9 protein-coding genes are annotated in these 13,442 nt (G+C 53.5%); 3 read left to right on the forward strand and 6 right to left on the reverse strand.

Features of this window, described 5'->3' with window-relative positions:
• Window positions 1–453 precede the first annotated feature (453 nt).
• Entirely contained in the window at window positions 454–576 is a 123-nt protein-coding gene (locus P8N76_18380; GenBank protein ID MDG2383646.1) for a hypothetical protein, read from the forward strand.
• Window positions 577–910: 334 nt separating this feature from the next.
• Window positions 911–1,999, forward strand: coding sequence for a DUF2817 domain-containing protein (locus P8N76_18385; GenBank protein MDG2383647.1), 1,089 nt, complete (start codon window positions 911–913; stop codon window positions 1,997–1,999).
• A 26-nt stretch (window positions 2,000–2,025) separates the two neighbouring features.
• Here the strand turns inward: P8N76_18385 and P8N76_18390 are convergent, their stop codons facing one another.
• The 6 genes from P8N76_18390 to P8N76_18415 all read right to left on the reverse strand — a co-directional run bounded on the left by P8N76_18390 (window position 2,026) and on the right by P8N76_18415 (window position 10,144).
• Window positions 2,026–3,927, reverse strand: a complete 1,902-nt coding sequence (locus tag P8N76_18390) for a TolC family protein (GenBank protein ID MDG2383648.1) — start codon at window positions 3,925–3,927, stop codon at window positions 2,026–2,028.
• A gap of 350 nt (window positions 3,928–4,277) precedes the next feature.
• A complete protein-coding gene (locus tag P8N76_18395; protein ID MDG2383649.1) occupies window positions 4,278–6,734 on the reverse strand; it encodes a DUF87 domain-containing protein in 2,457 nt (818 codons plus the stop codon).
• Window positions 6,735–6,839: 105 nt separating this feature from the next.
• Window positions 6,840–7,532, reverse strand: a complete 693-nt coding sequence (locus P8N76_18400) for a uracil-DNA glycosylase (protein ID MDG2383650.1) — start codon at window positions 7,530–7,532, stop codon at window positions 6,840–6,842.
• Window positions 7,533–7,580: 48 nt separating this feature from the next.
• Window positions 7,581–8,036 (reverse strand): SRPBCC family protein, encoded by a 456-nt coding sequence (locus P8N76_18405; protein MDG2383651.1) that lies wholly within the window; start codon window positions 8,034–8,036, stop codon window positions 7,581–7,583.
• Between the two features lie 18 nt (window positions 8,037–8,054).
• Window positions 8,055–8,831, reverse strand: coding sequence for an arginyltransferase (locus tag P8N76_18410; GenBank protein MDG2383652.1), 777 nt, complete (start codon window positions 8,829–8,831; stop codon window positions 8,055–8,057).
• Between the two features lie 23 nt (window positions 8,832–8,854).
• On the reverse strand, window positions 8,855–10,144 hold the full coding sequence (locus P8N76_18415; GenBank protein MDG2383653.1) for a Gfo/Idh/MocA family oxidoreductase: 1,290 nt from the start codon (window positions 10,142–10,144) through the stop codon (window positions 8,855–8,857).
• 134 nt (window positions 10,145–10,278) lie between these two features.
• On the opposite strand from P8N76_18415, the gene P8N76_18420 reads away from it, so the two are divergent.
• Window positions 10,279–13,401 (forward strand): c-type cytochrome, encoded by a 3,123-nt coding sequence (locus tag P8N76_18420; protein MDG2383654.1) that lies wholly within the window; start codon window positions 10,279–10,281, stop codon window positions 13,399–13,401.
• Window positions 13,402–13,442: the final 41 nt, after the last annotated feature.

Below are 13,442 nucleotides of genomic sequence, written 5' to 3' on the forward strand. Positions count from 1 at the left end.
GCGCGGCCGATCGCTGACCATGAAATTACTCCCAACACTTTGCTTCCTCAGTCGGAGATTGCCCGAAGCCATTCCGATGGCCTGGTTGGCGACGCGACGGGGGATTGTTTGTCTCGACATTTGACACACACACTCGGATTAAGACTGAATTCCTGGTGCGAAGTTGCGCAAAAAAGTTTTCTGGATCGGGGAAACGGGTCGCAATGCCAAAAGGTTGACAGAGCTGATTCATGCGGTCGATTGTTTGATCGATTCTCTAAATCTACCGGGCAAATTCCCTGCACCATCCACGGGCGCGAGGGGATCTAATTGCTAGGCTTTTATCGTGTTTCAAACGCCGGATGGTGGACCGAATGGCCGTTGAAAAGAGTTTGGACGAGTGTCGACGGTGGTATTTGCGGACGGCATTCCTCCCCATGATTATGATTTCGACCGGAGATGTTGAGGGATGTCGTGAAACGACAAGCGGTTCCGGAAAAGGAAGGCTCTACCACGGTCAATGGTGACCCGCTGGTCCTGTTTTCCGATGTTTATGCTGAATCTCACACGCAACGCCGGGTTGAAAGCGATGGGTAGGTTTGCGTTTTGTGGGCGCAGAGTCCTTACTGAAAACGTTTGAAGTTGAATTCACCCGGAATCGGGCGGAATAGATTTGGGAAAGCAGCGGAGGTCGATTCGCACTTGCCAAAGGCTGGATTGGTGAGATACAAGTTGGTCGAACTGGTGTGCATCATGTTTGTGCCGAGGCTTCTCCTGTTTGGGAGGGCTTGAACGAGTTGCCGGCACCTGGTTGAGCCGCCGCTTGTTTGGTAAACGGACGGTGATCGCCGATTTTGGTTTCGAGCTTTGCCGCGCCCGGCGTGGCGGCTCGCAATAGAAAAACAACGCGTATCGTCCGGGGGTGTTTGAGATGATGGTTGGTCAGCTTGACGCGTTTTCACCCGACTATGCAACAGCACGGCGGAAGTTTCGCAGCGCGGTCGCTCGGCCCGGTTGGATCTTCGAGGAGCATTTACTGCAGGAAGAGGGACCTGATGGTGAAACGCTTTCGGTTGATGTGGCTCGCTATTGTGTGAAAGGCTCGCGGCAAACGCTCGTGATCTCGTCCGGACTACATGGTGTGGAAGGCTTTTTGGGATCTGCGGTTCAGCTTGAAGCGTTGCGTGTTTGGGCAACTAAGGCAAGACCGCGAGTGAATGTGGTGGTGCTTCATGCTCTGAATCCGTATGGATTTGCTTGGCTGAGACGATTCGACAAGCAGAATGTGGATCTCAATCGAAATTTCCTGTTGGAAGGTGAGTCCTATCAAGGTTCGCCCGCCTCCTATTCGACCCTGGATGGGTTGCTGAATCCACAATGCGCGCCAAATCGTCTTGATATGTTCCGAGTCCAGGCACTGCTGTTGATCGTCCGGCATGGTATGCCTGCTTTACGTCAGGCGGTTGCCGGTGGGCAGTATGACTTTCCCCGGGGACTGTTTTTTGGAGGGCATAGAGCTGCTTCGATTCAGCAATGGTTAGGCGATATCCTAGATGAATGGTTGGTGGACAACGACAACGTTATGCATTTAGATTTCCACACGGGATTGGGACCCCATGGCCAATACAAGTTGCTACTGGATCCACCTTTGCGACCTTTAGATCAAAAGCGAATGTTGGAGTGGTTTGGTAGCGGGACATTTGAAGAGAGTGATTCGAATGGTATCGCCTACAAAACCCGAGGGGGCATCGGACCCTGGTGTGTTTCGCGGGAAATCGTGCCCAACTACCTTTATGTCTGTGCTGAATTTGGGACTTACGGGCCGATGGCAGTCATCGAGGGTTTGCGCGCCGAGAATCAGGCTTATCACTTTCTAGACAGCAATCAGCCCGCATACGGGCGGGCCCAGCGACGATTGAAGGAACTGTTTTGCCCGGAAGCATTAGCTTGGCGACGGACGGTGTTAAGGCAGAGCCTGGCAATCGTTGCTCAAGCGGAGACTGGCCTGTCTGACTTGTAAGACGTGAGGCTTGTCGCCGGAACGGGTTAACGGCGTTGCTTGTGCGGTGGAGTCCGCGATTGGACGTGTGTCGAAACGGTTGAGCCCCGATCTGAGGACGATGCGTTCGAGGGGTGTTGCCTGTTTTTATCGGAAACTTCCGATGAGATCGGCAGGTTGCGGCGGAGTTCAACCTGGGGTAAGCAGTTTTTGATATAACGCTCCATCGTGATCTGTTCGGTTTGTAGCATGGTACCCAACGCTCGTTGATAGGCCATGTGGGAAGTGTTGTAATCTAATTGGGAATTGAGGAATGCGAATTCGGCCAGGTTGAGCCGTTCCTGGGCGTCAAGGAGATCCTCGAGTAGGACGCTGGCTGATAGATCATTACCTGGCAGGAGCCTCCAACGGTCGTAGAGATACCGGACTTCGGCCTCTTCACCGGAAACGGCTTGAAAGTTTGCCAGCATTTCCCGATAAGATGTGCTGACTTCGCGCACAGCCGCTTCGACTTCGAAACGCAATGCTTCCATGGTGACCTGCAGTTGTGACTCTAGCTGGCGAAGCTCTAGTCGTCGTCGATCATAACGGGCTTTTGCGCGACGGTTGTTGATCGGCATTTCGTATTGCAGTCCCACGCTATAACTGGGTTCGCCGCGGCTGTACTGGTCGAGAATTGAGCCTCCAATGTTGGCATTGCCTCGTAATCCACTCACATAAGTGTCCACGACGAGATTGAGCAGCGGCAGTAATTCGTTGCGTGACATATTCAAACGAACACCCGCGGCTCGTATCTGTTTAATCGACGCGGCCAACTCGGGGCGATTGTGGAAAGCGATTTCAACCGACTGTTGAACATCCATGGGAGCGGAGTATTTCAGCGGTAGCGACTCGGGCAGTAATTCATTATCGACGCTGTTGCCTAGAGCCGGATCGTTGACCAGCGCGCGAATACGACTTTCGGAGTTTCGTATTGCCATTTCGGCGCGATAGACCTCGGCACGTCGGCTGGCAACGGCCGCACGTGCACGCATGATTTGGCTCTGCAGAGCATCAATGGTTCGCCGCCGTTCCATCTCGGTGAGAATCTCACGGGCCGCATTGCGGAGACGTTGTTTTTGGAGCAAATTTGCTCGTTGCAAATACAGTTCCCAATAAGCACGAGTGATTTTGAGGAGATGCGATTGTAGTTGACTCGAGAAATCGTCCTGTGCGGTCGCAGTGTCGATCTGGGCCAACACGGTAAGACTCGTGTTGTAAACGCGACCAGCTCCCTTGAGAAGCGGTTGGGTGTAGCTGATCGTGAGCCGTGAATTCCCCTGATTTGGCGGTGTAAAAAAGATGGAGTTGTTGTCACGGTAACCGATCTCTTGTGCGATATCGAATCGGCCGCCCAATGTGTTTTTTCTCCTTAAACCGGCGCTGGTCGCAAAGTCGTGTTCACGGAACCGCAGGGGGCCCCCGGTCTCAAGTTGGTTTCCCACCGGATTACTCGTGTCAACGAATTGAGATTCGACAAAAGCCGACCAGTCAAATTCGGCATTGGCTTCGATAATTGCCGTTTCCCGAATCAAGGGTGCCTCTTGGATTACGCGGATTTGAGCGGAGTATGCAAGAGCACTTACCAACAATTCATCTAGGCTGATAGGAATTGGCGTTGTACCTTGGACAAACGGTTCGCGAACGGCGGTATCCCACCAGTTGGTCAGCCTCTGCTCGACTTTCGGCCTGGGCAATCGAGCAGGACTCGGATGCTGATCGGGCAGAGATGGAGAAGGCAGCCGCACCATTTCGTTCCCTGGTGGATTCGCTGCTTGTCGGGTTGGGACCTGACTCCACAATGGACCGCTGTTTGCATTGATCAAGCAGACAGACATCCAGGCGAGCGTGCATCGGATCAGCACTATCCGGCGACCTGCCATAATCTGCGGGCTTCGTTGTCGTCGCATAGGAGTACGTCCGAGATCGCAAGGGCGGCCGACGCCGCAAATAATCTCCAAACCTCAAGGTTTGACGCGGTAGGCTGATCCCATCGTAGGTGGATTCGACCAAATTTGCGACGCGGGAACAGCTTCGACTCTCGAGTCGATGTAATCGTTAGTGATCCTGGAGTTGGCGAAACTCGACAACTTTGCCCAATCGATAATCTTCGCCGTTTGTCGAAAACAGGACGGGGGCACCGGAACCAACCAGAGCAATGAATCGGGAGTGGCGCATGGAGCCAGATGGGCCCGCGATCCGAGAGGAATGGCAAAGCCAGTTACGGTCTGAGTGGATCGAATATGGCCGGCCGGTGGCTTCAGTTTCCTGGCTTGGGGGTTGGAATCCAAACGATTGCGAAGAGTCGGATGTCGATATCTGACTTCCGGGGTTTTAACTGGATTGTTTCAAGTTCCAGCTTGAGCGGATCCATCTGTTCACGTATTTCAGCAGCTTCCGCGCGGAAATCTGCTTCTAGATCCGCGAGTCGATTGCGATACTCCTCGGCCTTTCTTTCTGCACGACGGACATCTTCAGCCTGTTTGGAAGCGCGACCGAATCCTTGGGCCGTGCGAGATGCGCGTCCGATGTTGGTGGAACTGAATTTCTTTTTGCCAAGCATCGCGCTGAGTAGATTGCTCCCCAGTGAGATCATGGATCGCATATTGGCCTCTTTGGCTTGACTCGCTTCGCGTTCGATCGCCTCTTCGGCACGGTTGATTCGGTCTTCTGCCGTTTGTAATCGGGATGCGTATTTGTGCCGCAACTTATCGACCCGTCCGTCACGAGCTTCTCGCGCGAGATCGGTTAGTCGGATACGGAAGTCGCGTTCGGATTCGCCTGGTCGGGAATATTCTTTGAGAGTTGCACATTTGAAAAGGTCATAGCGCTGCTGCCGATACAAGAAATCGCGAAGCGACTTTTTGCATTCGGAAAACGTACTCGATTTGCTGAGTAAATTGGGCAAGGGTTCAAAAGTGCAAGGCGAAAGCGGTGCTTGTCGTAGGTCCGTGCGATTCATTTGCAGAACGCTCGCGGTATCCCAATCCGGATGAACTGCATTCACGGGCACTTGAAGTGACCACTGATACTCGTCGTCGGCGGCAAGGCCTCGACGCGTATCGACAAAGTGCACTTTTATGAAGGCCAAAATTTGAGGTGAATAATGAAAAGTGTCATGGTTCGGTTCGTCGGACGGAAGAAAAAACGATTCGACATTGCGCGGGACGACGGGAGCGTGCGGACTCGCGGCACTCCTGCCGGATGCATGCTCGATTGGATTCGTAGGGCGATCTGGTGGCGTTTTGTCAGTTGTTCCGGCGGAAGAAGGCTCGACCTTTTCAGCGGTCTCTTGTTTGGATTTCATCAGACTGCGAATCTGATTGCGAGTCATGGGGCCGGCTAAGTACGAAAGTGCCCACCGTGTCTGGAACACTTCGGGCGCACTGTCATGGACGTTGTGCATCAAGAATACGCGTTTGCCGACATTGGAGAGGATTTCCGCAGCGGTTGAGCGATCAAACGCTTCCCCAGATTCGGTCGTCGCGCCCTCAAGTCCGTCGAGCACGCGGTCTTTGTCTCGTTCCGTTTGTAAGCGGCCTAGGAACCAAGTGCCGGCATTCGACAGCCCTTTGTAATCAAGATCGACCGGGTTTTGTGTGGAAAGGACGACGCCAAGTCCGAATGCTCGGGCCTGCTTTAGCAGGGTGAGAAGCGGTTTCTTAGAGGGAGGTTCTGCGACGGGTGGCATGTAGCCAAAGATTTCATCGATGTAGAGCAAAGCGCGTAAGCTATTGGTGCCTGAACGACTGCGCATCCAGCCTAATGTCTCGTTGAGCAACAGTGACACAAAGAACATTCGCTCTGACTCGGACAAGTGCGCGATCGAAAAAATCGAATGTCTCGGTTTGCCGGATGGCGAGTAGAGCAGTTGGTCGACATTGAGGGGTTGACCCTTCAGCCAGGCCGCGAAGCTAGGCGCAGCCAATAGATTGTTCAATGCCATGGCTAATTCAAACCGATCTTTCGGTGGAAAGAACGATTCTAAGTCCATGACTCCGACTTGCTGAAAGGGTGGTTGCTGAACTTGTTGAATCAGTTGGCCTAAATCCAAGTCCTTGCCACTGCGCCATGACTCATCGAGGAGCCGAGTGATCAGAATGTGTTCGCGAGAACGGAGCGGGTCGGCATTAATGCCTAATAAACCTAGCAGGCTGTTGGCCGTCGTCGTGACGCGGTCCCGCAGCAAATCCGCATTTTCAACTACAGAGGGAGGAGGCGCCGCGAAAGACGAAAGGATGGAAATTGGCAGGCCGGCGTCGCTACCTGGTGTGTAAACATTGAATTCGACCGCATCGCCCAGGCGACTTATCCGTTCGGGCGTCTGATCCCAATCAGCCAATCCCTCGCGCCAACGCGAAGCCTGCATTGCTGCGTAATCTTCGACGGTCATTTGCTCGCGTTGAGCGTCGTCCGCATGAATCCATGGTAAAAAATCTTCTGGGCGTAATTCCGGGAAATTGAGAAGTAAATTCGAAAGGTCTCCTTTGGGATCAATGATCAATGCCGGAATGCGATCGATCGCAGCTTCTTCTAACAGGCCAACTCCCAGACCTGTTTTTCCACTGCCTGTCATCCCCACAATTACGGCATGCGTTACCAAATCTTTGGAATCATACAATACTAGCTCTTCTTCACGTCGGTTCGAATCCAGGTTGAATGATTTGCCCAAATAGAAAGAACCGAGGGATTCGTATGAGGGCTGATCTGCAGACACGATGGGATCCTCCGTGATGAGCGGGCTCAGTGAATTTGGGAAACCAAGTCTACAACAAAACGGGCGTTTGCTATACGACTCGGTTTATTTCATGGTGACTTTCGCTCAGGCTGACGTTTCCTCAATCCAATGGTTGATTGTCTGAAAAACATTGTCGAGCATCGGTTCGGTCAAACGCCCCGTGAAAGTGTTTTGTTGGCTCGGGTGGTAACTGCCGATTAACAAGCTACCGTTTGTCAAAATGTATTGTGCGCCGTGGCCAAATTTCGGCCGAGTCGTCGATAGCCACCCGCGTTGGGTCAGATGGTCGATGCTCGCCTTCCAGGCAATCTGTCCCAGGGCAAGGAAGACGGCCGGTTGCAATAGATCAACGATCTCATTGAGAAATGGGTGGCACTGTTCAATCTCAGTCCGAGTTGGTTTGTTATCGGGGGGAGCGCAATGGCATACGGCTGTGATGGCACAGTTTTGCAGGGTTAGGCCATCATTTCTCGCTACTGAAGATGCTTGGTTTGAAAAACCGGCTCGGGCTAATGCCCGGTATAACCAGTCGCCACTACGATCTCCGGTAAACATCCGTCCAGTTCGATTGGCGCCGTGAGCTCCAGGAGCCAAGCCGACGATCAGCAGTTGAGCACTGGGGTCACCAAAATTGGGCACGGGCCCAGCCCAGTAGTCCCAGTCGAGATAAGCTTTGCGCTTGGTCAATCCGATCGATTGGCAATGGGTACGTAATCGGTCGCAAGCTTGGCAATCGACAATCCGTTGGTTCAGGGCGTTCCATGGCGACCGTGACATGTGGGATTCGTCCATTTCGAGCGATAGGTAAGGGGAAACGCAGAAAACCTAGGATAGCAATCGTTCGATTTGTGCGCGTCGGTAGGTGGAAATAGTCTTTGGGATTCGCTTTGCAAACCATGGGTGGACGACGCTTCCTAGTGGGCCCCAGTCAATGCCATCGTCGATGTGATCCACCATTTGAGTACTTTGTTCGGTTGCACGGAAGTCATGACGATGGCCCCATTGCTGATAGGATCCTCGAATCTGTTGATCGACGAAATGGTGCGGAGGCGAAGAGTCGGTGATTTCCGTTTGCCAATGAAAGGGCATGCCGAGCAACTTGAGTTGGTAATCGATCAACGCGCCGCTTTGCATCCGAATCGGCAAAGGGGTAAGTATCTGAAATTGAAGTGTGGGAGGGGTGATTTGTTCGAGATTACCCGCATCCGCAAAAAACGCAAACGTGTCGCGGAGGTTTCGAGGAATCAGTTGCGCTTGCTGCTGTTGGTAAGACTTTGCCATTTTTGATGGTGCGGGTGTTTAACGGTTTTGCGGGAGGTTGGTGGCCTGGTGGGGGATCCAGACCGGCTGGATCTCGTCCGTGACATAAGCCTCAAGGATCTGATGGGGATGGTAACGATCCTTGTAACTCATCGAAGGGCAATCTGAAATCCAGTATCCCAAATAGTGGTGAGCGATCTGATGTTTCGTAGCGTGCTCGATTTCGGCCAGCATAGAAAAGACTCCTGGCCCTTGGGAACGCCAGGCTGGATCGTGAAAAAAGTAAATGCTGGATGCGGATTGCTTGGTGATGTCCACGAGTCCCACGCCAACGAGTTGAGTCCCCTGGTAGTATCGGAATTCACGTGCGAATGGAAAATTACCGATGAGGAAATGGGTGGTAAACGTTTCTAGGTCTACCTGATTTTCTCGCCAACCGCGACGTTTTGACATGTCGGCATGGTAGGCATTGAAGAGAGCGACCGCTTCCGTGCAAGGCGACGGAGCGGATACTTCGATACGGATTTCACGATTGCGTCTCCAGCATCGCCGTTGGCTTTTCGTCGCTCGGAACGCCGCGACATCGACCCGCAGACTTCTGCATTGATAGCATGATTTGCAGGCAGGCCGGAAGAAATAGGCCCCCTGTCGACGCCAGCCACGGCTCAACATCGCGTCGTAGCTCTGATTGTCGAGTTTTGCAATGACTTTTATTTCGTAACTGGCTTCCGCGGTCGGTCGATAAGCGCATGGCTCACTAGGGGAGACAATTGAAAGGATGGGAGCCGGAGTGGATGAGCCGTGGGGATTTCGCATGAGGGTGTGAAGGCAACAGGATTCTAAAGGACTTTCGGTTCCCAGCCGGGCTCGTAGCGACGAGTCCAGTGACTCGCGGCAAGGTCGTCATTCTTGATTTGGCCGTTAGATCCATCGCAGTCCAATGACCGGTTGATGCGGTGCGCGATGTTGCCCAGATGACATAGCAACGCGCTCTTGTGGCCATCAGCAATTTCCGCATTCAACGAATGAGGGTCGTCATTTTGAATTGCTTGAATGAAGTTATCGATGTGTTCTTCGTCACCGCTATTCGAATCGGTCACTGCTAGTTTGACTTGGTTTCCTCGGTCAAAAAATCGAAAGTTGCCGTTGGCCTCTAATTCAAGGGTGCCGTTCGTGCCGTAGAAGGTGACAAAACCTTGCCCGTGTTTGTTGCAGCTGAGCCCTTGCCAGCTGATTGAACGATCGTCTACGAAATCAAAGCACACCGTTTGTGTGTCGGGAGTTTCTTGGTCATCGTCATAGGCGTAACGACCTCCACTGGAGGTTACTCGGATTGGATAGTCGGCCGCCAATCCCCATCGGCAAAGATCCAGCGTGTGAACTCCATTGTTCCCGAGCTCGCCGTTTCCCCAATGCCATCGCCAATGCCAGTTGTAGTGCACGACATTTTCAAAAAAAGGTCGTCGAGGGGCGGGACCTTGCCATAATTCATAGTCCAGCGTATCGGGAGCTGTTGTCGCGGATTGGGTTCCGATCGAGACTCGGGCATTGTCGTACCAGCATCGAGCAAGATACACGCGACCCAACAAACCATTTCGCAGCTGTTCAATTGCCCGGATCGTACCCGCACTACTGCGTCGCTGAGTGCCGACTTGAACGGCCCGCTGGTGTTTGCGAGCGGCTTGAATCATCCGCTCCCCTTCTTCGGGAGTATGGCTGCACGGTTTTTCCACGTAGACATGTTTTCCTGCTTGGCAAGCAAGGATCGTGGCCGTCGCATGCCAGTGATTCGGTGCCGCACAGACGAAGGCGTCAATAGATGGATCGTCCAGGATTTTCCGAAAGTCGGTCACGCCCTTGACCTGGTCGTGGCCTTGGGCTGCCAGTTGTTTCAGGCATTTCTGCAATCTTGTCTCGTCAACATCACTGACATAACGTATTTCGACATCTTTGCGCTTGCCAAAACGTTTTGCCAAAGCCAAGCCCCGATTGAGCCCCATGATTCCGATGCTCACCCGGTCGCCGTCCCCCGCGGTAGCAGCTCGCAATGTCTGGGGCAGCGCTATTCCCGCAGCGCTTACCAAAGCCGTGTTGCGAAAAAACTTTCGACGACCGATGATATCCGACATACTGAACGCCTGCTAAGGGGGTTGGATTGAGAATAAGACGATTTAATCAAAAAATGTCTCTGCCCTGATTCTATCAAAAAGATGATGACACGATTGGGTGAACGGATCAACGGTTAAAAGAAAGGCTTGAAGCGATGTCGATCGGCTACACGGTGAAACTGGGGTTTCGAGTAGCCCTAGGCTTGCTTTTACTAAATGGAACGCTTCTGGCCGACTTTCCGCAAAGGAAATCGGTGGTGCTGGGGGGGCATCGTTTTCAAATTCCGACTGGAATGGAGTTGCGACAGGTGGCCGGTCCTCCTCTCGTTTTGCGCCCGATTTGTGCTGATCTGGACTTCGAGGGCCATCTTTATGTTGCCGATTCGAGCGGATCGAACGCGAACGTTCAGGACCAGTTGCAAAATAAGCCACATCGAATCGTCCGTCTCACCGATTCCGATCGGGACGGTGTTTACGACAAGTCGACGGTATTCGCCGATCGCATGATGTTCCCGGAGGGAACGTTGTTTCACCAAGGGTCACTCTATGTTGCAGCGCCGCCGAGTATCTGGAAATTGACCGATACGGATGGGGATGGCGTTGCTGATGAACGAATCGAATGGTACGACGGCAAGACGTTGACCGGTTGTGCGAACGATTTGCATGGACCTTATCTGGGCCGAGATGGATGGATCTATTGGTGTAAGGGGGCATTTGCCGAACAGTCCTTCGAACGTCCGGGACAAGCACCCTGGGTGACGCGAGCCGCCCATGTTTTTCGGCGACGCCCAGAGGGTGGCCCGATTGAAGCCGTCATGACGGGCGGAATGGACAACCCCGTTGAAGTCGTGTTTACGCCCGGCGGAGAACGTCTGTTTACTACAACATTTCTCCAGCATCCGGCCAATGGTTTGCGAGATGGAATAATCCACGCCATCTATGGGGGGGTGTACGGGAAGGTTCACAGCGTGATCGACGGACACCCTCGTACGGGTGAAGTGATGCCGGTCATGACTCATCTGGGGGCAGCGGCTCCCTGCGGTTTGTGCCTTACTGAGTCGAACGGCCTGGGGGCAAAGCTGAAGGGAAATGTATTCGCCTGTTCGTTCAACATGCACAAGGTCACCCGACATGTGCTTCACAAACGGGGGGCGACGTTTCAAACGGTTGATCATGACTTCTTAGAGTGCGATGATCTCGACTTTCATCCGACGGACGTGCTGGAGGATGCAGACGGAAGCCTGATCGTGGTTGACACGGGCGGGTGGTACAAACTGTGTTGTCCCACGTCTCAACTCGAAAAACCCGATGTGCTTGGAGCCATCTATCGGGTGACCCGTACGGGGCAAGCAGCGCATTTCGATGCTCGAGGAGAACAGCTTGATTGGCAACGGTTAATGCCAGGGGAAGTCGTTGCCTTGCTGGGCGATTCTCGCCCGGTTGTCCGGCGTCGGGCCCAATCGCGGGTCGTAAACCAGCCGGATTTGTTTCTCCAAGAGATTGCCAGCGAGCTTCGATCGAATGAGGATGCAGCTGCGCGGCTGCAGTTGGTATGGACTGCCATTCAGTTGTCCGGCGACGAAGCACGAGCGATCGTGCGGTTAGCACTGGACGATCACGATGCCACCGTCCGCCAGGCGGCGGCACACGGTGTGAGTCTTTGGCGCGACCATCTAGCGATAGGGAGTTTGGAACGCCTGCTGAATAACGAATCGGTTCACAACCGTCGCGTGGCGGCCGAGGCACTCGGACGATTGAGGCAACCGCTTGCCATTGATCCGATTTTGAAATCATTGGAAACAGCCGAAGGGCGTGCCTTGACCCATTCTTTGACCTATGCCTTGATTGAAATCAATCAGGCGAAACGCGTGCAAGAACAACTCTTTGCCCGTGGACCCAAGGTGTTTCGTGCTGCCGCTACGGCACTCGATCAGATGCAACCGAGTCAATCGCAAGCCGATGACATCGTTCCCCGTCTGCTGAGTCTTAATGCGGAAACGCGTCAAGTGGCTGGCTGGATTGTGGAGCAGCATCCGGAATGGGGAAAGCAAGTTGCGGAAGTTTTGCAAACGCAGATTCAAGCGGACGACGAGCACGATGAGGTGCGACGTCTGCTGTTGGACCTTGTTCCGTTACTTTTTGATAACAAAGAGGTTCAGGGTGTCGTGGGGCACTTGCTCGCAGATTCGAAGCTTGATGTGGTCAAGCGACGTCAGTTGCTTGGGGCGATTGCCAAGCGACCTCGATCGACTCTGCCAAAAACTTGGCTTGAACCCTTACGGGACGCGGTTAACGATCCGGATTTGTCGCGGCAAGCGGTCGAGGCCCTGATGGCGTTCGGAGAGGCTCCGTCGCAGCAGTCTATCCTGAAGACTGCCCTAATCGAGTTGGCAGAAGATAGGGCAAGGCCTGATCCGCTAAGACTGAAAGCTGCTGCCGCTTTGGGGCCTGGTCGGATTCGGATTTCAGGCGAACTATTTACGCTGTTGTGTCGGTTTACGTTAGATGAAGACGAGCTGGAAAATCGACGGCTAGCCGTCGCGGCGCTGATTCAAGCGAAACTTTCGCGGCAACAGTTGCTCGATTTGGCCGGCTCCCTGGAGGTCGTCGGACCGATGGAGCTGGGATCGCTTCTACAGGCATTTCAAAAAAATAACGACGACGCGATTGGAACCGCCTTGCTCGTGGCCCTTTCGGAATCTGAGTTTTCGGACGCCCTGCCCTCCTCGGTGATTCTGACGAGCATGAAAGATTTTGGATCGGACATCCAAGCACGATTGAAAGATTGGCTGCAGCTGAATCAGCTAGATTTAGCCGCGGACCGCGAACGGCTTGAGCAATTACTGGGGGAGTTACCCGGAGGTGATATTCGTCGTGGGCAACGCGTTTTTCATTCCGCCAAGGCCGCCTGTGCCGCATGTCATGCCATGGGCTATCTGGGGGGTCAAATCGGTCCTGATCTGACACGCATTGGGAAAATTCGTTCCCGTCGCGATCTCCTGGAGGCGATTGTGTTTCCGAGTGCCAGTTTTGTTCGAAGTTACGAGCCCCTGAATGTGACGACCCTGGATGGTCGTGTGGTTAGCGGTGTTGTTCGGGAGGATAGTCGAGCCGGGATCACGCTGATCGATACGCAGCGGCAAACGCGGTACATTGCTCGGGATGAAATCGATCAGACGTTGCCGGGAAAGTTATCGGTGATGCCAAGTGGCCTCGATCAGCAGTTAACGCCGGGTGAACTCGCTGACTTACTTGCCTTTTTGCAGTCCGCAAAATAGTGCTGGCGTGAGCAGTACGGCGCAAAAAAAACTCGGCAACG

It is taken from the genome of Pirellulaceae bacterium (assembly GCA_029243025.1).
Classification (GTDB): domain Bacteria; phylum Planctomycetota; class Planctomycetia; order Pirellulales; family Pirellulaceae.